This is a genomic window from Cohnella faecalis, from assembly GCF_003570905.1.
In the GTDB taxonomy this organism is placed as follows: Bacteria; Bacillota; Bacilli; order Paenibacillales; family Paenibacillaceae; genus Cohnella; species Cohnella faecalis.
Map to the genome: position 1 here is coordinate 186,798 of NZ_QXJM01000023.1, position 23,386 is coordinate 210,183.

Annotated in this window: 20 protein-coding genes and 1 pseudogene; 14 read left to right on the forward strand and 7 right to left on the reverse strand. The window is 55.7% G+C overall.

From position 1 onward, the window contains the following. Window positions 1–22 precede the first annotated feature (22 nt). The gene (locus D3H35_RS04490; protein WP_119147944.1) at window positions 23–784 is read left to right on the forward strand and encodes a carbohydrate-binding protein; all 762 of its coding nucleotides are present in this window, start codon (window positions 23–25) and stop codon (window positions 782–784) included. A 191-nt stretch (window positions 785–975) separates the two neighbouring features. Here D3H35_RS04490 and alr read toward each other — a convergent pair whose 3' ends face one another. The 5 genes from alr to D3H35_RS04515 form a co-directional block, all read right to left on the reverse strand. Continuing rightward, on the reverse strand, window positions 976–2,169 hold the full coding sequence (gene alr / locus D3H35_RS04495; RefSeq protein ID WP_119147945.1) for an alanine racemase: 1,194 nt from the start codon (window positions 2,167–2,169) through the stop codon (window positions 976–978). Further along, complete coding sequence (locus tag D3H35_RS04500) at window positions 2,153–3,586, reverse strand: UDP-N-acetylmuramoyl-tripeptide--D-alanyl-D-alanine ligase (protein WP_119147946.1); 1,434 nt, start codon at window positions 3,584–3,586, stop codon at window positions 2,153–2,155. Before D3H35_RS04500 ends, alr begins: the two co-directional genes overlap by 17 nt. Further along, on the reverse strand, window positions 3,583–4,668 hold the full coding sequence (locus D3H35_RS04505; RefSeq protein ID WP_233567759.1) for a D-alanine--D-alanine ligase family protein: 1,086 nt from the start codon (window positions 4,666–4,668) through the stop codon (window positions 3,583–3,585). The genes D3H35_RS04500 and D3H35_RS04505 overlap by 4 nt, the downstream gene beginning before the upstream one ends. A gap of 169 nt (window positions 4,669–4,837) precedes the next feature. Then, a complete protein-coding gene (locus tag D3H35_RS04510; RefSeq protein ID WP_119147947.1) occupies window positions 4,838–5,119 on the reverse strand; it encodes a DUF2653 family protein in 282 nt (93 codons plus the stop codon). A 6-nt stretch (window positions 5,120–5,125) separates the two neighbouring features. Next, window positions 5,126–5,566, reverse strand: a complete 441-nt coding sequence (locus D3H35_RS04515; protein ID WP_119147948.1) for a hypothetical protein — start codon at window positions 5,564–5,566, stop codon at window positions 5,126–5,128. Window positions 5,567–5,731: 165 nt separating this feature from the next. Between D3H35_RS04515 and D3H35_RS04520 the strand changes: the two genes are divergently transcribed. Then, window positions 5,732–6,271 carry a DUF309 domain-containing protein gene (locus D3H35_RS04520; protein WP_158593943.1) on the forward strand — a complete coding sequence of 180 codons (540 nt, stop codon included), beginning with the start codon at window positions 5,732–5,734 and terminating at the stop codon, window positions 6,269–6,271. Between the two features lie 396 nt (window positions 6,272–6,667). Here D3H35_RS04520 and D3H35_RS04525 read toward each other — a convergent pair whose 3' ends face one another. Further along, complete coding sequence (locus tag D3H35_RS04525) at window positions 6,668–7,261, reverse strand: beta-class carbonic anhydrase (protein ID WP_119147950.1); 594 nt, start codon at window positions 7,259–7,261, stop codon at window positions 6,668–6,670. 48 nt (window positions 7,262–7,309) lie between these two features. Then, window positions 7,310–7,633: an iron-sulfur cluster biosynthesis family protein gene (locus tag D3H35_RS04530; protein WP_158593944.1), complete on the reverse strand. Its 324-nt coding sequence runs from the start codon at window positions 7,631–7,633 to the stop codon at window positions 7,310–7,312. 97 nt (window positions 7,634–7,730) lie between these two features. On the opposite strand from D3H35_RS04530, the gene D3H35_RS04535 reads away from it, so the two are divergent. The 12 genes and pseudogenes from D3H35_RS04535 to hfq all read left to right on the forward strand — a co-directional run bounded on the left by D3H35_RS04535 (window position 7,731) and on the right by hfq (window position 23,299). Next, the gene (locus D3H35_RS04535) at window positions 7,731–9,263 is read left to right on the forward strand and encodes a carboxypeptidase M32 (RefSeq protein ID WP_411675126.1); all 1,533 of its coding nucleotides are present in this window, start codon (window positions 7,731–7,733) and stop codon (window positions 9,261–9,263) included. A gap of 171 nt (window positions 9,264–9,434) precedes the next feature. Next, window positions 9,435–10,949, forward strand: coding sequence for a methyl-accepting chemotaxis protein (locus D3H35_RS04540; RefSeq protein ID WP_119147952.1), 1,515 nt, complete (start codon window positions 9,435–9,437; stop codon window positions 10,947–10,949). A 12-nt stretch (window positions 10,950–10,961) separates the two neighbouring features. Further along, window positions 10,962–12,065, forward strand: a complete 1,104-nt coding sequence (locus tag D3H35_RS04545) for an aromatic acid exporter family protein (RefSeq protein ID WP_233567760.1) — start codon at window positions 10,962–10,964, stop codon at window positions 12,063–12,065. Between the two features lie 144 nt (window positions 12,066–12,209). Continuing rightward, window positions 12,210–12,770 (forward strand): outer spore coat protein CotE, encoded by a 561-nt coding sequence (locus D3H35_RS04550; protein ID WP_119147953.1) that lies wholly within the window; start codon window positions 12,210–12,212, stop codon window positions 12,768–12,770. 242 nt (window positions 12,771–13,012) lie between these two features. Then, window positions 13,013–13,651 (forward strand): hypothetical protein, encoded by a 639-nt coding sequence (locus D3H35_RS04555; protein WP_119147954.1) that lies wholly within the window; start codon window positions 13,013–13,015, stop codon window positions 13,649–13,651. Further along, entirely contained in the window at window positions 13,624–14,463 is an 840-nt protein-coding gene (locus D3H35_RS04560) for a putative amidoligase domain-containing protein (protein WP_158593945.1), read from the forward strand. Before D3H35_RS04555 ends, D3H35_RS04560 begins: the two co-directional genes overlap by 28 nt. A gap of 599 nt (window positions 14,464–15,062) precedes the next feature. Beyond that, window positions 15,063–17,781: pseudogene (mutS, locus tag D3H35_RS04565) on the forward strand (DNA mismatch repair protein MutS). Window positions 17,782–17,785: 4 nt separating this feature from the next. After that, window positions 17,786–19,234: a S41 family peptidase gene (locus tag D3H35_RS04570; protein ID WP_119147956.1), complete on the forward strand. Its 1,449-nt coding sequence runs from the start codon at window positions 17,786–17,788 to the stop codon at window positions 19,232–19,234. A 44-nt stretch (window positions 19,235–19,278) separates the two neighbouring features. Next, complete coding sequence (gene mutL / locus D3H35_RS04575) at window positions 19,279–21,237, forward strand: DNA mismatch repair endonuclease MutL (RefSeq protein ID WP_119147957.1); 1,959 nt, start codon at window positions 19,279–19,281, stop codon at window positions 21,235–21,237. Continuing rightward, entirely contained in the window at window positions 21,237–22,016 is a 780-nt protein-coding gene (locus D3H35_RS04580) for a class I SAM-dependent methyltransferase (protein ID WP_119147958.1), read from the forward strand. Before mutL ends, D3H35_RS04580 begins: the two co-directional genes overlap by 1 nt. After that, window positions 22,009–23,001 (forward strand): tRNA (adenosine(37)-N6)-dimethylallyltransferase MiaA, encoded by a 993-nt coding sequence (miaA, locus tag D3H35_RS04585; protein WP_119147959.1) that lies wholly within the window; start codon window positions 22,009–22,011, stop codon window positions 22,999–23,001. Before D3H35_RS04580 ends, miaA begins: the two co-directional genes overlap by 8 nt. A 55-nt stretch (window positions 23,002–23,056) precedes the next feature. Continuing rightward, the gene (hfq, locus tag D3H35_RS04590) at window positions 23,057–23,299 is read left to right on the forward strand and encodes an RNA chaperone Hfq (protein WP_119147960.1); all 243 of its coding nucleotides are present in this window, start codon (window positions 23,057–23,059) and stop codon (window positions 23,297–23,299) included. Window positions 23,300–23,386: the final 87 nt, after the last annotated feature.

Here is a 23,386-nt window from a genome sequence, read left to right on the forward strand (position 1 = left end):
GGATTAAGAGGAGAGACTACACATGAAAGCAATGAAAAAACTGGTAGCCAGCTTAATGATGTTCACTGTTATTTTCGGTATTTCCTTCGTAGGATCGGCGTTTGCATCCGGCAATGAGGTTAAACTTATCGACTCCACTGTTTTCACTTACAAATATGGCTATGTCTCGTTTAACGGCAATGTTGAAGTTGAAAACTTGGGCTATTCGAAACAAGTTACCATTCATTACACGACGGACAACGTCACCTGGTACGATACAAGCGCCAGCTACGTGGGACCTACGGATGGCACCCATGAAAAATGGAGCTTCAATATTTCCACGAGCTCTTTTACAACGGATCATCCGGAATTGAAAACTCTCACTTTCATAAAGTTCGCAGTTAAGTATGAAGTGAATGGCAACACGTACTGGGACAACAACGGCGGTTCCGACTATTACAACGAACCGTATAGCTTTGGTTCGACTTCCCTTATTCTTGCCAAACCGAACCTGCTCGGCAACTACGGCGAACTGACTAGCAGCGGAACTTTCGTAGGCAACGTATATGTTAAAGACTTGAGCCCGTCCAAGACGGTAAAAGTCAGATACTCAACCGACAACTGGGCAACTTACACAGAGGGATATGCAACTTATACCAGCGATGTCAATAATTTCGGCTCCGTGGAGCTCTGGAGCTTCAGCTTCAGCGTTCCTGGTGCAACCCATCTCGAGTATGCCTTTGCTGTAACGGTAGGCAGCACAACGTATTGGGATAACAACTATGGAAATAACTACTCGCAATAACTACTCGCTAACTTAATTATTTCAGCAAAAGCAGGGTCAGAGGCGGTCTATTCCGCTTTTGATCCTGCTTTTTTGCTTGTCTCCTGCCCCTGCAAAATTCAAAATCAAAAAAATGGGGGTAAAGTACGCAAACTATACGTTTGAATTACCTGGATTTGTGAAAATGAAAAAAGTGTTGTGCGGTAGAAAGTCTATTCGCCCAGCTTGGAGAGCGCAGCCGATAACGAGGAGCTTCGAGACGCCCGGACGAACCGGTCGGCTCGGAGCTCTTGTTTGTCATAGATGCGGCATATTCGGTCTGACAGAGACGTTGACAGCTCCTGCGGGACGCTGTCGAGATGACCCGCCAGTTCGGCACAGGTGATCCGTTCGTTGCCTTGTTTGCCGATCAGCGTTACCTTCGTGCCTTCGGGAACGTAGTGAGGCAACCGGATCATCAATTGATCCATGCCGATCTTGCCGATGACGGATACCCGTTGACCCTCGACAAGGACATCGGAGTCTCGAAGGCTTTGCGCCCAACCGTCCGCATACCCGATCGGTACGGTGCCGATCCATTCCTCTCCATTGGTCCGGTAAGCAAGATCGTAGCCGACAAATTCGCCTTTCGATAGCTTTTTTGTCTGGACGATTCGGCTATGCAAGCTCAATGCCGGCTCCAGATCGACGGACGGAACGAGCCTTCCCGGGTAAAAGCCGTACATCGCAGCGCCGATCCTCACTATGTCCATGGCAAGCTCCGGGAATCGCAGGGCGGCAGCGCTGTTGGCGCAATGAAACCGTCCAAAGGCAAGGCCGGATTGTTTGACCCAAGCTTTCATCTCCTCGAAACGGGCAGCTTGTTTACGAAGAAATGTCGTCTCCGGCTGAGAAGCCGTCGCAAAATGAGTGTAGACCCCATCGACAACAACGTCATCCTCAAGCAGCCAGGGAAGCAGCCTTTCCCAATCCTGCTTTTCCCGAATACCGATTCTTCCAAGTCCCGTATCCATTTTCACATGTACAGCCAGCTTATGAGAAGACCGCATGGACTTGTAACGTCGCGCTTGCTCGAACCAGTCGGCGGAAGCGACAGTCAGCATAAGCCCGGATCGGACAGCGAGAGGTACATCTTCCGGCCGGATGGGCGTCAAAACCAGCATCGGCTGCTCGAAGCCCTGATTCCTTAACCGAAGCGCTTCGCTTAAGTAGGCCACCGCCAAATAATCGGCACCCGCACGAATGGCGGCTCGCGCCGTCTCCGCATCCCCGTGTCCGTAACCGTTCGCTTTGACGACTGCCATAAGCTTGACCGCAGGAGGAAGCTTTCTCTTGATCGCCTCAACGTTGCGGCGGATGCACGAGAGATCGACTTCCGCCCAGGTATCCCTATACGTTCGCTTCATGGAAGTCCCAGCCTTTCTTCGCCGAATCCAAGGATTTGCTCTGCAGCAGGGCTGCGACGACCTCCTCCAGCATCAGCTCGCGCGAAGCCTTAACGAGAACGACGGAATTCGGATCGATATGCCGGAGCAGATCGCGAATCATTTCTTGCTTGTCGGAGTAATGAAACACTCGGCCCGGCGGCATGAGCTTTCGCGCGCAATCGGCTGTCGAAGCGGAGCGGGGACCGTATGCAAATAAATAGTCCAATTGCGCTGGATCGGCGAACGAGCCGACATGGGCGTGAAGAGAAGTCTCTTCCTGTCCCAAATCGAGCATGTCGCCGAGAACCGCGATTTTTTGTCGATAATCCTGCAAGCCGTACAGCGTATCCAAGGCGGCGACCGCGCTGGCCGGATTCGATTTGTAAGTATCGTTAATGATCGTCATGCCATCCGTTCGGATTACCTCGTTACGCATTCCCGAAATCCGGACATTCGCCAGGCCGTTGCGAATTTGGTGCAGCTCCATGCCGAGGAGGAGCGCCGTTTCGACGGCAGCCAAGGCGTTCAGCACTTGGTGCTGGCCGTGAAGCGGGACGAACAGACGGATAGAAGGGTCGCTTGCCACGAAAAAGGACGAACCTCGCTTCTCCCGCACCATCGAGAGTCCTTGGCAATCGTTCGACGGCTCCATTCCGAACGTTCGCGTCCGAAAAGGCCATTCTTTCCCGGCAAGCGCCGCCGATAGATAGGGATCGTCCCCGTTGTAGATGAGCGTGCCATTGTTTTTCAATCCATGCATAATTTCAAGCTTCGCCCGCAAAATGTTATCCTTGCTGCCCAGATCGCCCAGATGAGCATCGCCGATATTCGTGACGATGGCATAGTCTGGCATAACGAGCGAAGACAATAGCGCGATTTCTCCGAAGCCGGACATGCCCATCTCGACGACTGCAACCTCCGTATCTTCGGCTAATTGCAGCAGAGTGAGCGGAACGCCCAGATGATTGTTAAGGTTTCCTGGCGTTTTGTGAGTTTTGAATCGTTCGCCCAGCATCCAGGCCAGCATATCCTTCGTTGACGTTTTTCCATTGCTTCCCGTGATGGCGACTACTGTGCAGGGGAGCTGCGAACGATAAGTGCTGGCAAGCAACTGGAGTGCGGACAGCGTGTCGTCCACTCGGATAACGGGAACGTCCTGGGGAGCATGAGGCTCATTGCGGTTCCAGAGTACGGCCGATGCGCCGTTATCGATAGCCTGACGAACGAAGGCATGTCCATTGAATCGGTCGCCGACAATCGGAACGTAAAGATTGCCCGGCCGCAAAGTACGAGTGTCGATCGATACTCCCGAGATCGCGACGCTTGCTTCCAGCTCGGAAAAGGGACAAGGCACGATCAGCATGTCGGTTAATTGCTTAATCGTTCGTTGGATCATTCAGGCTCACCTCTCGTAGCGGATAGATTGCTTTTCCATATGCCGGGCAAAAGCGAAGTCGACGAGCTTGTCGATAAGCTCCGGGAACGTCGTGCCGTCCGTCGACTCCCACATTCGGGATACATGCTGAACGCGGTAAACCCGGGAAACGTGTTAATTTCGTTGAGCAGCACCCGTCCGTCCTTCGTCACGAAAAAATCGACGCGAGCGAGTCCCGAGCCGTTCACCGCTTCAAAAGCGAGAACAGCGTTCTGTCTGATCTGACGGGATACCGATTCCGGCAAGTCGGCGGGAATTGACATCCTAAGCTTGCCGTCCACATACTTGGCGTCGAAATCGAAGAATGCCTTCTCCTGTATGAATTCGCCGGGAAGGGAAACAAGAGGGGCGTCGTTGCCCAGCACGGCTACCTGAATTTCCCGGGCGTCGGCGTCCTTCTCGACGACAATCTTGCGGTCGAAGCGGAAAGCTTCCGCCACACCGTCCAAAAGCTGCTCCCGAGTGTCGCATCGACTAATGCCGATACTGGAGCCAAGAGACGCCGGCTTGACGTAGCAAGGATAGCCGATAGCGTCTTCGACGGTTCTGATCAAGCCGTCCGGGTCCGCTTCCCATTGCCGAAATCGGAACGACCGATAGTCGACTTGGTCAATGGCTGCGTGCGAGATCAATTGCTTGCAGACGTCCTTGTCGAGACAGGCTGCGGAAGGCAAAACCCCGTTGCCGACGTAGGGAATGTCCAGCAGCTCCAGCAAGCCTTGCATCGTTCCGTCTTCTCCGTAGGAGCCATGAAGGAGCGGCAGCGCCGCTTTGCGTCCTTCAAGAGCGAACAGCCGAATCAATATGTCGCCTAACGAGCCGATGACGTCGCGATGCCCGGCGCGCAGAATCAGCTCGTCCGGCTCTTCCGGAGGCTTCGTCAACTGGCCGAGGCTAAGCCAAACGCCGTCGCGATTAATATAGATGGGGTATACGTCGAACCGGGCAGGATCGATCGAACGAATGACCGCAAAAGCGGTTTTCAGCGAAATATCGTGCTCGACGGATTTGCCGCCGTAGAGGACGAACAGCTTGGTGTTCATGGGTTTGACCTCCGTATGGGTTTGTCTATAACCAACATAAACGCCAAAGCTAAAGACGCTAAAAATAAAAACTTAAAGAATTGTAAAGAATTCAAACGAAAATCTTAAATGAACGCAAAAAAGCCTTTCCCCGGATGAAAGGCACCCAGAGAAAGGCTTGCTGACCAGCTTATGCGGACTCGATGTCCGCCCATATTTCGTCTTCCACGTCGAGAGTGATCTGCGAAGGGTAGACGCGTTCGTTGTATTGCGTGAGCATGTAGCGCATGATCGCTTCTTTGAGGTTCGCTTCGATGAGAATCCGGCTGCGGCCTTGAACCCACACCTCGGCGGAAAATCCTTGCTCCTCGTCATACAGCAATTCCACTTCGACGGACGTCGGAGGAACCTCGTGCCTCTCGGCCAAATTCAGACAGACGGCGTTGACGATTTCATCCATTCCAATTCTCATAGACGATTAATACCGGTTGTTCGTATGAGGATTGTTGCGATCGCGTCTGCGCTTGTAGGCGTCGTACACCATACGGAACACCATGAACAAGGCGAACAGGGCGATTACGTTGATCATAAGGCCGAGAATGTTGCCCAGCGCGCCCATTCCTCCGAACAGACCTCCGAACAGCATGCCGGCGAGACCGCCGATCATCAAACCTTTCATTAAGCCGCCGCCGCTGAAAAATCCGCGATTAGCGGTTGTTCCGGCCGTGGAGGACGCTTTGGAGGACGTCGTGCTGTCGCTTTTGTTAACGTTCGATTGCGACTGCGCGGGAGTTTTGCTGAACGATTTTTTACCCGAGCTGAACGATCTTGGCTTGGCGTCGGCGTAATCGGCGAAAGGTACGGTCACCGTCGCGACGAACGCGAACAGACTGAATACGAGCAATGCTTTTTTCCACATGGACGATTACCCTTCTGTTAGTGCATCTTAGATTTGTTACATGTATTCATACGTGATGGTTGCTGGATGGTTTCAGTTTTTTTTCAGGATGCCGGGAAGGAAAAATTAAGTTATGCTGGAGAAGCGGCGCACATACGAGACTGGCGCCATGCAAGGAGCTCGGCTATGAACGTTTCTAACATTTATCCTGCGCCTTATTTGGCTTATTTATCCGAATATCACGGATCGCGCGACTACTTCGAATGCCATGAAATTATGGAGGAATATTGGAAGGAACGCACGGGAGATCCCTATTCCGGCTGCTGGCTTGTATTCATACGGATCGCCGTCGCTTGCTACCATGCCCGCAGAAGCAACTGGTCCGGAGCGCTCAAGATGCTGAACAAAGCAGCGGCCGAAATCGAACCGGAACGGATGGACGAGCTCGGTTTGGACGGTCGGCGGTTATCCGCTATGGTTCATGAACGCGCGGCGGAGTGGGCGGATGAGGACAATCGTAGTTATTCCGATTTGGATTTCCCTTTCGCGGATTCGAGCCTTGAAGAGGAGTGCAAACGGATTTGCGAGCGAAAAGGGTGGAAGTGGCGGCGCGACGATCATTTATCCGAGGACGATCTTGTTCACCGTCATTCCCGCCGCGATCGCTCGGACGTGATCGAAGCGCGCCAAATAGCGGCCGCCGCCAAAAGCCAATCTCGAAGCTAGGGAAGTATTCGGTGCGAGGAGAGAGTAACCATAGAATGTAAGGCTACAGCGCACAGGTGAGGCAGCGAGGAGAGAGTAGCCATAGAAAGTAAGGTTACAGCGCTCGAATGAGGCGACGAGTAAAAAGTAGCCGTAGAAAGTGAGGCTATGGCGCTCGGATGAGGCCGAGAGGAGAGAGTAGCCGTAGAGAGTAGGGCTATAGTGCTCGGATGAGGCAGCGAGTAGAGAGTAGCCGTAGAGAGTAAGGCTACAGCGCTCGAACGAGGCGACGAAAAAGAGCAGCCTCAAACAATACGGCTGCATCGACCGTGCGAATTGCCGAGCCATCAGCGAAAAAGCAAAAAACCAAGCTGCCCGATCGCATTGAGCGGGCAGCTTGGTTGCTTCGCATGACAATTATTCGGAAGCGAGATCGTCAAATTCGGGCTCTACCGAGTATCCATCGCTCACAAGCTCTAGATGTCCGGTTTCCGGATGGATGATCAGGCCGTGAACCGGTGTTCCGGGAGGCAACAGCGGGTGGTCGCGAACGATCTTGGCGCTGTTCACGACGCTGTCCCGTACGCTGTCGAACCCTTTCAGCCAGCGGTTGAAGTTGACGCCCGAATTGCGGAGCGTATGGATAACGTGGTCGGGAACGCCCCGATCGGTCATTTTGCCGACGACTACCTCGGGCTCGATCGCCGTCATGCCGCATTCGTGATGCCCGATGATCATAACCTCGTTCGCCTTCAGCTCATACAAGGCAACCAGAATACTCCTCATAATGTTGCCGAACGGAGAGGTGATGATGGCCCCTGCGTTCTTAATAATTTTGGCGTCGCCGTTCTTAAGGTTCATCGCTTTCGGGAGAAGCTCGGTCAGGCGCGTGTCCATGCAAGTGACGATTACGAGCTTCTTCTCGGGAAATTTGGTCGTCAAATATTGCTCGTATTCTTTGTTCTCCACAAAGCTCTGGTTGAAATTCAAAATCTCTTCGAGTTTATGCATCGATTGATCCTCCATCCATTTAAACTTCCATTAGCGGCCAGCGACTAGTTATCTACGATCGGCCAAAACTAGCCGGGACGTATAGATTTGCCCGTCGCTGGCGAGGCTGAAGCTCATTTTCTCGCTATTGAACGATACTCTCAGTTCGTCGTCGAAAAAGACCGCTTGCCGAGGATCGTGCCACAGCTTGAAAGGCGTGCTGTCGGCAGCCGAATCGTCGGGCTCGGGTCCGGTTACGGCCCATAAGGCCGGAACGCCGTTGACGGCGCAGCCGCAGCCTTCCGTATCGTAAACGAGCCGCCACTCCACCGCATCGTCTCCATAACGGCGGAGAAGCTCGTCCGAAGCTTCGGGACTCCACGATATTTTCAAACCAATCACTCCAATATCCTTTGTAGGCTTAGGTTGATTATAGATTTTACCGAGAGTATGATCAAGAGGTTAGGCAAGCAGCAGAAAGGACGGAGAAATGATGAGCGAACAAAAAATCGGCACGCGGAGCGAGCTTAAGCGCTTTCGGGAGCTGGCGCAACAAATGAAGCAGTACGATGAAATTCTTGGCGTCGTGTATTGGGATATGCGGACCGGCGCTCCCCGCAAAGGCATCGGACTCCGTTCCGAAGCGGTAGGCGCTCTGTCGTCCGAGATTTTCCGCATATCCACGTCGGACGAAATGGGACAGCTTCTGGATACGTTATCCGCTCCCGAACAGGCGGAAGCGCTAAGTCCGGTCGACAAGCGTCTGGTCGAAGAGCAGAAGAAGGAATACGATCGCAACAAGAAAATTCCTGCCGATATGCATCGCGAGTACGTCGTGCTCTCCTCCCAGTCCGAATCGGCTTGGGAAGAAGCGAAGGAAAAGGACGATTTCGAAGGCTTCGTGCCTTACTTGGAAAAAATCATCGATTATAACCGGAAGTTCATCGACCTTTGGGGAGTCAAAAGCACTCCGTACGACACGTTGCTCGACTTGTACGAGCCGGGGCTGACGACGACCGAGCTGGATCGGTTGTTCGGGGAGCTCCGTTCGCGGCTCGTTCCACTAGCCGAAGCGATTGCTTCGTCCGACAATCGTCCGGATACGAGCTTTCTGGAAGGAACGTTCGACAAGGAAGCGCAAAAGAAATTCAGTCGATTCATCTTGAATGAAATGGGCTACGACTTCGAGGCCGGACGTCTCGACGAGAGCGTTCATCCGTTCGCGACGGGGCTCAGTCCGGGCGACGTACGGATTACGACCCGGTATTTGCCGCACGATGTAACGAGCGCATTATTCGGCACGATCCATGAAGGCGGGCACGCCCTCTACGAACAGAACATCGCCGAAGAATTAGCCGGAACTCCGTTATGCACGGGCACCTCGATGGGCATACACGAGTCCCAGTCGCGCTTGTGGGAGAACATGGTCGGAAGAAGCCGCGGCTTCTGGCAGCGGTACTTCCCGGAGCTTCAGAAGCATTTTCCGGGACAGCTCGACCATGTGACGGCAGAGCAGTTTTACAGAGGCATTAACGTCGTGGAGCCTTCGTTGATCCGAATCGAAGCGGACGAATTGACGTACAACCTGCACATTATGATTCGGTACGAAATCGAGCGGATGATTTTTAACGAAGGGCTTGAAGCCCGCGATCTCCCCGAGGTGTGGAATGCCAAATATAAGGAAGCGCTCGGATTAACGCCGCCGACTAACGCGTTGGGCGTTCTGCAGGACGTGCACTGGTCCGGCGGGGCGTTCGGCTATTTTCCATCCTATTCGCTAGGCAATATGTACGGCGCGCAAATGATGAACGTCGCGAAGCGGAAGCTTCCCAATCTGGATGAACGAATTGCGGAAGGACAGCTGCTGCCTCTGAAGGAATGGCTGACGGGGCAAGTGTATACGCACGGGAAGCTGCTGCTGCCGGCCGAAATTATCGAGCGAGTAAGCGGAGAGCCTTTGCGTTCAACGTACTTGTGCGACTATTTGGAGCAGAAATACCGCGATATTTATCGTTTGGGATAACGCTCGATCTCCTCCGCCTTCCAGGCGGAGTTTTTTTATGGCTTGCCCTTTTTCTTTACTAAATTATTAATCAAAAACAGGTCTTAAGAACTGCTAATCGAGCAGGAAAATACCGAAATTCGTCGAATATCAACATCCTTAGCTTAATTTACAAGTAATGGAGGATGCGTCTTGAGCCAACTTTCGAATCAGCCTTTTTTTTCGCGCCAACCGTACGGGAACTTAACGCATCAAGAGCAAGACATCCATAGGCGGAATTTCGTCGTCCTGATCGCTATGGCGGTGACGACGCTGCTCATTCTGGCCAGTTTGGCGACGAGCGGCACGGGTGAGACGGATTCGTCCACCTTAGCGGTACTCATCATGCAGCCAGTGGGAGTTCTTTTATATGGAACGGGCTTTTATTTGCGAAAATTTATTCCTTACATGGGTTACTTGGCAATAGTGCTCACGGCTGCTTCGACGTTGTCGACCGTCTTAATGAGTCCTTCCTTGCAAAATGTTTTTTCCGTGTACTACATGGTCGTCATGGCCCTTATCTTCATGAACTTGCGTATTTTGCTCATTACCACGATATATGGGCTTGGACTCATGATTACGATTCTTTATTACCAATTGGACAGCGCTCAAGCGCCCGATGAGGTCAAGTCCACGTACATTATCTATTACTTGCTCATTTGCACGCTGTTTTTCTGCCTGTACACCGTGTCGAGACAAATGATGCGCAAGATGGAGCAATCGCGCTCCCAGACGGAAGATCTCCTGCGTCAACAGAAGGAACAGAAGGAAGAGCTCGTTCGCGGAATCGCCGCCGTTACTCATCTGATGAACGGGATTTCCAAAGCCGGGGAAGAAACGAGCAGCTCGTTCGAGGAGATGAATTCCGCGTTCCAGGAAATCGCGGAAGGATCGAACGTTCAGGCTGATTCTACGTCTTCCATCAACGATTCGATCTATCAGCTCAACCAACTCGTGAAGGAAATGACGGCGTCGATTGCGACTTTGCTCGATCAGACGCAAGGAGCGGCGCGCCTGTCCGGAGAAGGCAGGCAGAAGATGCATGAATTGTCGGAGACGACGGCGGAGTTCAAGCGGGAAATGGACGGCATGTCGGTCGAAATCCAGCAGCTGATCGAGCGGATCGGCGAGACGGGCAAGTTCAGCGACACGATTCAGGAAATTGCCAACCAGACGAATCTGCTGTCGCTCAACGCAAGCATCGAAGCCGCGAGGGCGGGCGAGCAAGGCAAGGGCTTTGCCGTTGTCGCATCGGAAATTCGCAAGCTGGCGGATATGACGGCCCGTTCGGCGGAGCAAATATCCGAGCACTTGAACCAGTTCATGCTTCAGACGAACTCGACCAAGCAAAAAATCGCAACCGTGGCGCGCAGCATGCAAAAGAGCAACGAGATTACGGAAGAAACGCTGGTCGCCTTCGATTCGATCTCCAACGCGGTAGAGACGCTTCGCGAATTGTCGGTCGGTCAAGACGAGCTCATGAGTCACGTGAACGGTTCGGCCGGCCACATCGGCGACTCGACGAGCCATCTGGCATCGGTAAGCCAGCAAGCGTCCGCTACTCTGGAGCAGCTGTCGGCGACGTTGCAATCGTTGTTCGAAACGAATCGTTCGAGTCTCGCAAGCATCAAGCAAGCGGAATCGAATTTGATGGCCATTGCAAAATAATAAAAGGCGGCTTTGACGGGGCGCCGTACAATTGATACGATCGATTCGGATGGAAGGGCGGATGCCCCGACGTTCGAATCGTTCTTTTTATCGGGGGTATTATTCGTGCTGCTGCGCCGCTGGTTTTATTCTATTCGCGCTTTTCTTGGCTTCCGCGTTCTTAAGACGGCGGCCGCCACGCTTGCCGCCATTTATACGGCTATGCTGTTCGGCGTAACGGGTCCGCTCGGCGCGGGACTGCTCGCGATTCTCGGAGTCGACACGACGAGGTGGCGGGGACTCAAAACCGTATTCGCGCGGCTGATGGCGTCCGTGTTCGCGCTCGCTTTGGCGTCGGTTCTGTTTCAATTTATCGGCTTCTATATATGGGTCGTGGCTCTGTATATACTCCTTTCATTTCCGCTGCTTGCGAGATCCGGTCTGAAGGACGGCATCGTATCCGGATCGGTCGTCGTCTTCCATCTGTTCGCGAAAGGGGAGGTCAGCTTCATCGTCATCTGGACGGAGCTCCAGCTTCTATTCATCGGTCTCGGTTGGGCGACCGTGTTCAACCTGATTTATATGCCGAAGGAAAAAAAGACGTTGGAGAGGCTTCGGCTGCGGACGGAGGATAGCTTCGCGGCCGTATTCGATGGCTTGTCCCGCCATCTGCGGTACCCGGAAACGGTATGGGCAGGAGAAGAGCTGCTGCAAGCTGCGGACGCGATCGAGGCCGGAATCGAAGCTGCCATTCGCGCGAGGGAAAATCGGTTCATTCCGCAGGACGAGCCTTGGCTGCTTTATTTTCGAATGCGGCAGGAGCAGCTCGACTCGATCCAATTAATGATGGAATCCGTCGCCTTCATCTCGCGGAAGGTGCCCCAGGCCGATTTGCTGGCGGACTTGTTCGATCGTCTGGCATTAGACGTCAAATCGGAGTACTACGAAGGGGAGACGGAGAGAATGCTCGAATCGCTGCAAGAGACGTTCCCCCGAATGCCGCTTCCCGCGTCCCGCGACGAATTCGAGACGAGAGCGGCGCTTCTGCAGCTTTCGCGAGAGCTTAAGCGTTGTCTGGCGATTGCCAAACGCGAAAAAAGACGGAAGTCTTCTTCCGTACCGACGGTCATACAATGAAGCGTAAAGGCTGTGCCCGCGAGTAACCGGCCGCAACGATCGCTGCCGGGCAACGGCTGCGGTGTAGGATACATTTTTGTCACTCTAGACGAATGTCCTGCATAGACTTTAAGTGAATTGATCGTATGGAGGAGGTCTACCGAAATGGCTATTGCGGATAAACGGCTGCAGGCTAGGGAAATCATCACGAAAGCGGTTTGCGGCAAAGGCCGGAAGTTCTCGACGATTACCCACACCGTGACGCCGCCGCACCATCCTTCCAGCATACTGGGGGCATGGATCATCAACCACCAGTACGAGGCGGTTAGATCGGGGGACGGCATCGAGGTCATTGGGTCTTACGACGTTAACATCTGGTATTCTTACAACAAGAACTCGCAAACCGATGTCGCGAAAGAAACGCTCTCTTACGTGGAGCTCGTTCCTCTATCGTATGTAGACCCGAAGCATCGCTCTTCCACCGAAGAGGTTTCCGCGGATGCGACGCAGGAACCCAATTGCGTGGAAGCGACGATCAGCTCGGGCGGCTCCTCGGTGCTGATCCGAGTCGAGCGGGAGTTTGCCGTCGAAATGGTCGCGGAGACGAAGGTTTTCGTCGCGGTGTACCCGGGCGGGGTCGACGACGATAAAGACCAGGATTTCGGACTCGTTGACGACGGCGATTACGAAAACCTCGACGCCGACTTGCTGGAAGACGAATTGTAATCGGCGGGTTTCGGCCGGTACTTAAGTCTATGTCGACACGTGGGCAATGTCGAGGGCGAATGCCCTGTCTGAGCAGCGGGATAAGCCCGATTTTTAGCGGAGGATTGCCGGGCGGAGCATGTCGAGCGCCCGGAAAGGCAATAGCCGCCAAGGGGCTGCACAAAGGAAGGGTCATTCGGCTTCGGCGTACACTCGCCGGCGGGACGGCCCTTCCTGTTTTGCATGGGGGGAGGCGCGTAAGGATGGGCTCGGATAGGGGCGAGGTATGGTTATGGTTCGTGGACGGCGAACGCCCGGATTGGATCGAGGGGACGGGGCTGCCCATCCTCTCCGAACGAGGGGTGGCGGGTCCGAACGATTGCGTTCTGCATGTCGGTCGTCCGCCCAAGCGGCACAAAGCGGTTACGGGGGCCGGTGCCGCACGCGGCAGCGGCTTGTCTGCCTGGAGAATGAACGCGGCGACCAGAGCGATTCTCGCCTTGCGGCCGGAGGAGATCGAACGGAGGCTCCGACGCGAAGGCTTGGCCGCGAGAATCTCCGAGCCGAAGCGGGGCGGCGGTTTTGGGAACGGCAAAGGGGCGATGCTTCCGTTTGCCGCGTCCAGAAGGTACGCGGCGACGGTGTTCGGACTCGATGCGGTCGAAATTCGCCGAGCGCATGTCTTCGGGCCAACCTATGATCGGGAGCTGGGCGATAGAGTGCGATGGCTGTTGGCGAAGGCGGCGGCGAGAGCGCTTTACGTGCTTGGCCTTGATTTCGGGCAGGTCGAGCTGGAGCTTACCGATCAAGGACGAGTCGTTATCGTATCGGTAAGCCCCGATATGCGTCCGTCGCCGGGCGGGGAGAGCAACTTTTGGCGCAAACGATTCGTATATTTGTAAAGAGCTGGAAGTCGGAGGCGGAGTCGGGAGTAACGGTCAAGCTCGGCGCAGATCCCGAATTTGTTCTGCTTTCTCCGGAAGGCAAGGTTGTGCCTGCTTCCCGTTATTTTCCTCCGGATGGCGCGGCTGGCTGCGATTCGGTCGTCGTTCGCGGCGTTCGCCGTTGGCCGCTGGCCGAGCTTCGTCCCGAACCGGCGGCTGAGCCGGATGCGCTGGCGGCCGACGTTCGGCGGCTGCTGGCGACGGCCGCCAGAATGACCTCCGGCGAGCCGCTGTCTTGGCTCGCCGGAGGAGCGCCCGTGCGCGGTCTGCCGCTGGGCGGGCATATTCATTTGAGCGGCGCGGCATTGACGGGTGAGCGGCTGCGTGCTTTGGACAACGCGGTAGCGCTTCCGCTCCGTCTGCTTGAGCCTCCTTCGGCGGAGTCGCGGCGGCCGAGGTACGGCTCACTCGGCGATTTTCGCAAGCAGCCTCACGGGGGGTTCGAATATCGGACACCGCCGAGCTGGCTCGTGTCGCGTTTGGTCGCGCGCGGCGTCATGGCGCTATCTAAGGTAGCGGCGGAGCATGCGAGGGAGCTGTCGGCTTTTCGTCCTCTCGACGAGGAAGCGGTTCGGGAAGCCTTTTACGGCGGGGATAGAGAGGTGCTCTCGGCCGCCTGCGAGCGCGTCTATGCGGGTATCGTCCGAACGTCCGGCTACCGCAGCTATGCGGCGTTGATCGATCCGCTGTTCGACGCGATCCGCGATCGCCGCACGTGGAACGAGACGGACGATTTTCGGCGTAAGTGGGGGATCGTCGTGAAGCTTTAGATGTACTGAGCTCCTATTTGCGGGCTAATCGGCGAAGGAGAGGTACAGCGTCCCACTGATATGCGATTGTGCGGATGAAGCGGCGAAAGAGAGGTACCACATCCCACTGATTAGCGATTGTGCTGGCGAAGCGGCGAAAGAGAGGTACAGCGTCCCACTGATTAGCGATGGTGCGGTGAGACGACGAAAGAGAGGTACCACATCCTACTGATTAGCGATGGTGCGGGTGAGACGACGAAAGAGAGGTACCACATCCTACTGATTTGCGATTGTGCGGGCGAAGCGGCGAAAGAGAGGTACCACATCCCACTGATTTGCGATTGTGCGGGTGAGACGGCGAAAGAGAGGCACCACATCCCACTGATTAGCGATGGTGCGGGTGAAGCGGCGAAAGAGAGGTACCACATCCCACTGATTAGCGATTGTGCTGGCGAAGCGGCGAAAGAGAGGTACAGCGTCCCACCAGTGAGCGCAAAAGCGGTTTTTATTTCCAAATATTGGATTGAGTCGCGCTACTGGCTGCCGGGTGAGACACTCGCTGCCGATTTTGATATAATGAGTTGCTAGAGTAGAGGGTTTACGCAATCGGGAGGATCGACATGGCCGGATACACACCCATGATGGAGCAATATCTCGCCGTTAAGGCGGAGGCGCGCGACGCGCTGCTGTTTTTTTCGTAGGCGACTTCTACGAAATGTTTTTCGAGGACGCGATCACCGCTTCGCGCGAGTTGGAAATTACTCTCACGGGGCGAGGCCCGGGCAAGAGGAACGCGTGCCGATGTGCGGCGTTCCCTATCACGCGGCGGAAGGGTACATAGCCCGTTTAATAAAAAGGATACAAAGTCGCGGTGTGCGAGCAGGTGGAGGACCCGAAGGCGACCAAGGGCGTCGTCAAGCGCGAGATCGTCAGGATCGTCACGCCCGGCACCGTCATGGAAGCCAAGTCGCTCGGCGAAGCGGCGAATAACTTCATTGTCGGGGTTGCCGAACGCGATGGCCGTTATGGAGTCGCAGCATGCGACTTAACGACCGGAGAGCTGTACGTCACTTCATTCGCCGCTTCTGCGGAAGCGGTCAAAAATATTTTGAACGTCTACCGCCCGGCCGAGGCAGTCGGGGATGAATCCGCGATCGGCTTCGTCGAACGGGAATCGGCGTCGGGTGTTATGAAGAGCGTATTGTGCACCGTACGAATGCAGGACGACGAACCGCTGCTGCAGGCTCAGTTCCCGGACGAGTCTTGGCAGGCGCACGAGCCGATACGACGAATCGCGGTTGCGCGTATTATCGGCTACTTGAGCGATACCCAGAAGAGATCGCTCGCGCACGTCAGATCGATCAAAGCCTATGAGCCCCAGCAATATATGGCGTTGGACGCGTTCACGAGACGCAATCTCGAGCTGACCGAGACGGTCCGGGACCGCTCCCGCAAAGGCACGCTTCTGTGGCTGCTCGACCGGACGCGGACGGCGATGGGCTCGCGCTTGCTCAAGCGGTGGATCGACCAGCCGCTGCTCGATCGGGGAGCGGTCGAAAGACGGCTCGACGCCGTCGAAGCGCTGCACAGCGATTGGATTCGGCGAGAGGAGCTGCGCAGCGAGCTTCAGGAGGTATACGATCTCGAACGATTAGTCGGACGAATCTCTTACGGTACCGCGAACGCGCGCGATTTGAACGCGCTGAAGGCATCTCTGCAGCGGGTGCCCGCGATTCGTTCGCTATGCAGAGAGCTCGGTACCGGTACGCTGGAACAATTGCGGAATTCGCTGGACCCTTGCGACGACATCGCAAGCGCGATTGAGAGCGCGATCGCCGACGAGCCGCCCGTTACGGTTCGCGAAGGCGGGCTCATTCGGGCCGGCTTCGATGCCAAGCTGGACGAGCTGAGGGAAGCGGGCCAGAACGGAAAGCGCTGGATTGCGGAGCTGGAGAGGAAAGAGCGCGAGGCGACCGGGATCAAATCGCTCAAGATCGGCTTCAACAAGGTGTTCGGCTACTACTTGGAAGTGACGAGATCGAACCTGACGGCTTTGCCGGAAGGGCGTTACGAGAGAAAGCAGACGCTTGCTAACGCAGAGCGGTTCGTTACGCCGGAGCTCAAAGAGAAGGAAGCTCTCATTCTCGAAGCCGAAGACCGGATGATCGATCTCGAATACGAGACATTCATACGTCTTCGCGACGAAATCGCGGCCCAGATTCCGCGGCTTCAAAAGCTGGCCGAAGGGCTGGCGTCGCTGGATTCGCTGCAATCGTTCGCGGAGGCGAGCGCGGAGCGCAGGTTCATCCGCCCGAGCTGGACGGATGGCGAAGGATACGAGCTGCAGATCGACGAAGGCCGTCATCCGGTCGTCGAGGCGGTAACCGACAACGGCGCGTTCATCGCGAACGAGACAAGCCTGCGGTCGGACAGCTCCATCCTTCTGATTACAGGACCGAACATGGCGGGTAAGAGCACCTATATGCGCCAGGTAGCCATCATTTCCATCATGGCGCAAATCGGATGCTTCGTTCCGGCCAAGAGAGCGGTGCTGCCGTTCATCGACCGTATTTTTACGAGAATCGGCGCGGCTGACGATTTGGTCGGGGGACAGAGTACGTTCATGGTGGAGATGAAGGATATTCAGGTCATGACCGAGCAGGCGACAAGCCGAAGCCTCGTCATTATCGACGAGCTTGGACGAGGAACCTCGACGGACGAAGGAATGGCGATAGCGCAAGCGGTCATCGAATACGTGCACGATCATGTGGGCTGCAAAGCGCTTGTTTCGACCCATTTTCACGAGTTGGCTCATTTGGAGAGCTCTTTGCCAAGGCTTCGCAACGGCTGCATGGCGGTGAAGGAAAGCGGAGACGGCGTTACTTTTCTCCGCAAGCTTGTGCCGGGGCCGCGGACTCGAGCTACGGAATTTATTGCGCCCAGCTGGCCGGGCTGCCGGATACGATCGTAAGCCGAGCTTACTCGCTTCTCGAACGATCCGGGTCGGACGAGTCCAGCTTGTCGGTCAAGGAGACGGCGGCTTCGTATTCCGCTCCAACCTCCATTGCCGATGCAGCAGTTCAAGCCGTCTCGACCGAACCGCCCGTCATTGAGGCCGCAACGGCAGCAAAGGAGCCCGAATCGGGCTCGCCGATCGTGCAAATGTCGATGTTCGGTGAGTTGTCCGCTCGTACGGAAGCGACGAAGAAGCCTCTGCCTCCTGTCGGCGAAAAGCTGTTGAACAAGCTTCGCAAGCTGGATGTCATGCGAATGACGCCGCTGCAAGCGCTGGAATGGTTGAACGATGCGAGAAATCAATTGACAGAGAGCGGGGATTAACCGGATGGCGAGTGGACGGAAGCCGACGGCAGCATGGCGCGTATGGCGCATTATATTTGCATTTATTTTAACCGCCGCTATTGCAGGTACGTGGTTTCCGGCGGCTAACGCGAGCGCCGAAACGGCGGAACAGGTGGAGGAAGTCCGCCAACTGCTCGAAAAATATCATCTTAGCAATCCCGACGACAACGATCTTAACCAGAATGCCATCCAAGGGATGGTCGAGTCGCTGAAGGATCCGTACACGCAATATTTCGATGACGACGAGTGGAACGAGTTCAGCAACCAGATGGAGCAGAAATTTACCGGTATCGGAATCGTTATGGTCGAGGACAACGGTGTCGTTTACGTCGAGGATACGATTCCGGGAAGTCCCGCCGAAAAGGCGGGCATTCTTCCCGGCGACGCGCTCGTTACCGCAGACGGGAAAAATCTGAAAGGCCTCTCCACAACCGAGATGCAAGCTCAGTTGCTCGGCGAGGAAGGAACGACGCTTGCGCTTGGAGTTTCCCGCGACGGCAAATTGCTGAAATTCAGAGTCGTTAGAAAAGACATTCAAGTGCCGACGGCGACGAACAAGATGCTGCCCGACGGGATCGGCTACTTGTCATTAACCTCCTTCAGCTCGGATGCGGGCTCCGAATTCGCCAAACAGCTGGCGATTCTGGAGAAGCAAGGGATGAGCTCGCTCATTATCGATCTGAGAGGCAACGGCGGAGGGTACGTCACGGCCGCACAGCAAATCGCGGGGATGTTCGTCGAGGACGGCGTGCTGGCCCACATGAAGGATCGCGACAATAACGACGATCCGCTTACGGTCAAAGGAACGACTAAGCCGTATCCGGTTCGCATTCTCGTCAACGGTCATTCCGCGAGCGCTTCGGAACTGCTATCGGGAGCGCTGCAAGATTACGGCGTCGCCAAGCTGATCGGTACGACGACATACGGCAAAGGCGTCGTACAGTCGATTATTCCCGTCAGCAGCGGAGGCGTGCTGAAAGTGACGATTCAGGAATATTACACGCCGACCGGACGCAAGGTTGACAAGGTCGGGCTTAAACCCGATATTACTATCGAAGGCACCGCAGCGGAGCAGTTGATCGGAGCGATCAAAGACGCCGGAGGCAAGAAGATTACGGTTTCCACGGGCAAGGGTGTCGTGAACGTCGACGGAATCCGCAATGCTCAGACGGATGCGGCCATCTCGAAAAACAACGGCTGGTATGTGAATCTAAGGCTCGGAGCGGCTCTTGCCGGTGCTAAAGTCTCTTACAACAGCAAATCCCATACTATTTCGCTGACCCGCAACGGCAAGTCATACAGCATAACGACGACCGATGCGTCCATCGTCATGAAGAATGGCAAATCGCTCATCGATGTCAAGAAGCTGCAAGGCTGGTTTCCCGAATTGACAGCCTCGGCTTCGGGCGGATCGCTGACGTTGACCAACTAGCCTCCGTATAAGGAAGGCGTACCAGTAAAAGGAGGAATTCCACAATGGGCATCATCCGTCCGCTTGACGAACATTTGGCGAACCAAATCGCAGCCGGCGAGGTGGTGGAACGGCCGGCATCCGTACTTAAGGAATTGATCGAGAACGCGGTGGACGCGGGGAGCAGCCGAATTGACGTCGTGGCTGAAGAAGGGGGGCTTTCGCTTCTGCGTATTACCGACGACGGCGCGGGCATCCAGTCCGACGATATGCTGATCGCCTTCCAGCGGCATGCCACAAGCAAGATCGCCGCCGCCAAGGATTTGTTCCAAATTAGCACGCTTGGCTTTCGCGGCGAAGCGCTGCCCAGTATCGCGGCCGTAGCGAAAATTCGTTGCGTAAGCGCGACGGACAACGGCGGACTCGCGCGCATCGTCGAGATCGAAGGCGGGGCGATCCGGAAGGACGGGGAGACGAACGCGCCGAAAGGAACGGAAATGACCGTCCGCGACCTTTTCTTCAATACGCCGGCTCGTCTGAAATACATGAAGACCGTTCAAACGGAGCTAGGCCATTTATCCGACGTCGTCTACAGGCAGGCGCTGGCCCATCCGGACATCGCGTTTACGTTCCAACACAACGGCTCGACGCTGCTTCGCACACCGGGGAACGGGGATTTGCGGCAGGTCGTCGCCGCGATTTACGGTTCCTCGGCCGCCAAATCGATGGTGGAAATTCAAGGGAGCGACCCGGATTATTCGATTGCCGGCTTAACCGCGTTGCCGGTCGAAACCCGCGCAAACCGGAACGCCGTCACCGTTCTGGTGAACGGACGGTACGTCCGCAGCCAAGCGGTCATGCAGCCTCTTCTGCAGGCGTATCACACGCTGCTGCCTGTTCATCGCTTTCCGCTGTCGGTCGTTCATTTGCGCATGCATCCTTCGCTGCTGGACGTGAACGTGCACCCCGCCAAGCTGGAGGTTCGCTTCAGCAAGGAAGCGGAATTGAGGACGTTCGTCGAAGAGACGGTCAAGCGGGCATTGTCTGCGCAAGCCTATATTCCATCGGGTTCCTCGACGACGTCCCGGACAGCGAAGCCGCAGACATGGACGCAGGAGCAGATCCGGTTCCAATTGCCTCCTGCCGGAGCGCAGGCAGAAACGGCGGCGGCAGGCTATGCGAATTCGCTGCCGAATACCGCCTCTCCGATTGCCGGTCACAATCCGCCCGGCATCGGGGAGTCGTCCGCCCAATACGATGCTCCTTCTCCCGATCGCCGCGCCGAACAGCGTGCCGATCAATCTGCTGATCAACGTGATGAGCGTGGGCAACGATTCGATTCCCGATCGGACTTTCGCTCTGCTTCTCTGCCTGGATCGCCTGTGCCGGAGCGCGTCTGGCAGGCGGCGTTCGAGCCGCCGGCATCGGCGTCTGCGAAGCCGACTTTTCCCGAGCTGAGCTGGATCGGGCAGCTGCACGGCACATACATCGTCGCACAGAACGAGAACGGTCTCTATCTCATCGACCAGCACGCCGCGCACGAAAGAATCAATTACGAATATTACTACGAAAAATTCGGCAAGCCGGAGGAAGCGAGCCAGGAGCTGCTGCTGCCGGTAACGCTCGAATTTGCCCCGGACGAGCATGCGGTCATTCGCGACCGAATTGCATCCTTCGAAAGCGCTGGCGTATACTTGGAGGAATTCGGAGGCAATACCTTTATCGTGAGGGCGGTCCCGCATTGGTTTCCCGAAGGCGACGAAGCCGACATTGTCCGCGAAATGGCGGAATGGGTGCTTCGGGAACGGAAGGTAGACCTGCACGCGCTTCGAGAGAAAGCGGCAATCATGTGTTCCTGCAAAGCGTCCATCAAGGCAAATCAATCGCAATCAAGGGAAGCCGGGGAAAAGCTGCTCGAACGGCTCGGCGCTTGCGGCCAGCCTTATACGTGTCCTCACGGCCGGCCGATTGTCGTCAGCTTCAGCACGTACGAGCTCGAAAAAATGTTCAAGCGGGTGATGTAGTGATCGTTACGACGGCGGAGCGGCCGAGCGCCGTTCTTCTCGCGCGTGCGGAGGCGCTTGCCAAGGAGTTGGGAGCCGACTGTGTGCCGCGGCGCAACGAAACGCTTCGGGGAATGGAACGAATTTACGGGGACGATGGCGTCCTCGTCGTGAGCGAAGGGGGCTTGCGTTACGTCAGGGAGGACGATTCTCCTCTCTTTTTTCATCCGAGCATGGGACTTGTACGAATTAAACGGCTGCGCGACGGCGGAACCGACGTCATGATCGACGTGTCGGGCGCGCAGCCGGGCGATCGGGTGCTCGATTGCACGGCGGGGCTATGCTCCGATGCAATCGTGTTCAGCTATGCGGTAGGCGCCGAGGGAAGCGTGACGGCACTGGAAGCTTCCAAGCTGCTCCACGTCATCGTGCGCGAAGGGCTTGGAGAGCACGATACAGGGCTTGAGGACGTCAATGCGGCGCTGCGTTCGGTCGAACCCGTATTGGGCAATCACGAGCAATGGCTGCGGGGGATGGAGGATCGAAGCGTCGATATCGTTTATTTCGACCCGATGTTCCAGCGGCCGGTGACGACGTCAACCTCGCTTAGACCTCTTCGAGGCCATGCGCATCACGGCACAATCAGCGAAGAGACCGTCAAGCATGCCGTGAGAGTCGCCCGCAAGGCGGTCGTGCTCAAGGATCATCGCGACAGCGGAGAGTTCCGGCGCCTTGGATTTACAGTGCCGAGAAAGACGACGAAGGCCGTCAACTACGGAGTGATCAGAACGAATGAATGAACCGCAACCGGATAACAGGCCGCCGCTGCTTGTCCTCGTCGGACCGACTGCAGTCGGAAAAACCGCGCTAAGCCTGCAAATCGCCAAAGCGTTCAATTGCGAAATCATCAGCGGCGATTCGATGCAGGTGTATCGAGGCATGGATATCGGAACGGCGAAGCTGCCGTTGGACGACCGCGAAGATGTGCCGCACCATTTGATCGACATTTGCTCCCCCGAGCACCCGTTTTCCGTCTCCGAATTCCAAAGTCTTTGCACGGAGAAAATCCGCGACATTCATTCGAGAGGCAAGCTCCCGTTCATCGTAGGCGGAACGGGGCTCTACGTTGAATCGGTCTGTTACGGCTTTCGGTTTCAGGAGCGGGGAGCGGACGAGAAGTTTCGGAACGAAATGGCCGCTTTTGCCAGAGAGAATGGGGCGGAAGCTTTGCATGCCAAGCTCGCCGAGGTGGATCCGGTATCCGCAAGCAAGCTTCATCCCAACGACGAAAGGCGGGTCATCCGCGCCCTTGAAGTGTACAACGAGACGGGAAAGCCGCTGTCCGAAATCCAGGAGCAAAGCCGGGGAGACGAGAGGCGATCGCCTTATCGCCTCTGTCTGATCGGACTGACGATGGATCGGGCGAAGCTGTACGAAAGAATTAACGAACGGGTCGACCAAATGCTGGAAGACGGCCTGGTTCAGGAAGTGAAGACCCTTTTATCCCAAAATGTTCCACGTGGAGCGGTGTCGATGCAAGGGCTGGGCTACAAGGAGATCGCAGCCTACCTTGAAGGCGAGACCGATCTGGAGACGGCGGTATCCACGCTAAAGCAAGATACTCGCCGTTTTGCCAAGAGACAGCTCTCCTGGTTCCGTCATATGAGAGGGCTCGAATGGGCGGACGTTGGCGCTGTGCCAAAAAACAGCGAACTTTTCCGCATGATTTGTGCTATAATAGCAGGAAAGTTTCACTGCGACATGGAATATATTTTTCAAGAATAGACGGCGAATCATTCACGAATATCACTTTTCAATAGGCGATGGGGGTTTTAAGCCAATGAACAAATCCATTAACATCCAGGATACGTTTCTCAATCAACTTCGCAAAGACAGCATCCCGGTTACCGTATATTTGACCAACGGATTTCAAATTCGCGGCGTCGTCCGTGCGTTCGACAATTTCACGATCGTCATCGATAGCGACGGACGTCAGCAAATGGTGTACAAACACGCCATCAGCACGTTCATGCCGCAGCGCAACGTCTCTCTGATGCAGCAGGATCACTCGTCCGACAGCTAGCATTCTGAAGCGATCAAGGTGATTTATGAAACTTTTCACCCCCAAGAAGCGTCTAACGGAATAGCGCGAACCGGAGCAACCCGATTT

Coding starts and splice junctions, on each gene's coding strand:
- D3H35_RS04490 (WP_119147944.1), top strand. CDS start 23: ATGAAAGCAATGAAAAAACTGGTAGCCAGCTTAATGATGTTCACTGTT.
- alr (WP_119147945.1), bottom strand. CDS start 2,169: ATGAAGCGAACGTATAGGGATACCTGGGCGGAAGTCGATCTCTCGTGC.
- D3H35_RS04500 (WP_119147946.1), bottom strand. CDS start 3,586: ATGATCCAACGAACGATTAAGCAATTAACCGACATGCTGATCGTGCCT.
- D3H35_RS04505 (WP_233567759.1), bottom strand. CDS start 4,668: ATGAACACCAAGCTGTTCGTCCTCTACGGCGGCAAATCCGTCGAGCAC.
- D3H35_RS04510 (WP_119147947.1), bottom strand. CDS start 5,119: ATGAGAATTGGAATGGATGAAATCGTCAACGCCGTCTGTCTGAATTTG.
- D3H35_RS04515 (WP_119147948.1), bottom strand. CDS start 5,566: ATGTGGAAAAAAGCATTGCTCGTATTCAGTCTGTTCGCGTTCGTCGCG.
- D3H35_RS04520 (WP_158593943.1), top strand. CDS start 5,732: ATGAACGTTTCTAACATTTATCCTGCGCCTTATTTGGCTTATTTATCC.
- D3H35_RS04525 (WP_119147950.1), bottom strand. CDS start 7,261: ATGCATAAACTCGAAGAGATTTTGAATTTCAACCAGAGCTTTGTGGAG.
- D3H35_RS04535 (WP_411675126.1), top strand. CDS start 7,731: ATGATGAGCGAACAAAAAATCGGCACGCGGAGCGAGCTTAAGCGCTTT.
- D3H35_RS04550 (WP_119147953.1), top strand. CDS start 12,210: ATGGCTATTGCGGATAAACGGCTGCAGGCTAGGGAAATCATCACGAAA.
- D3H35_RS04555 (WP_119147954.1), top strand. CDS start 13,013: ATGGGCTCGGATAGGGGCGAGGTATGGTTATGGTTCGTGGACGGCGAA.
- D3H35_RS04570 (WP_119147956.1), top strand. CDS start 17,786: ATGGCGAGTGGACGGAAGCCGACGGCAGCATGGCGCGTATGGCGCATT.
- mutL (WP_119147957.1), top strand. CDS start 19,279: ATGGGCATCATCCGTCCGCTTGACGAACATTTGGCGAACCAAATCGCA.
- miaA (WP_119147959.1), top strand. CDS start 22,009: ATGAATGAACCGCAACCGGATAACAGGCCGCCGCTGCTTGTCCTCGTC.
- hfq (WP_119147960.1), top strand. CDS start 23,057: ATGAACAAATCCATTAACATCCAGGATACGTTTCTCAATCAACTTCGC.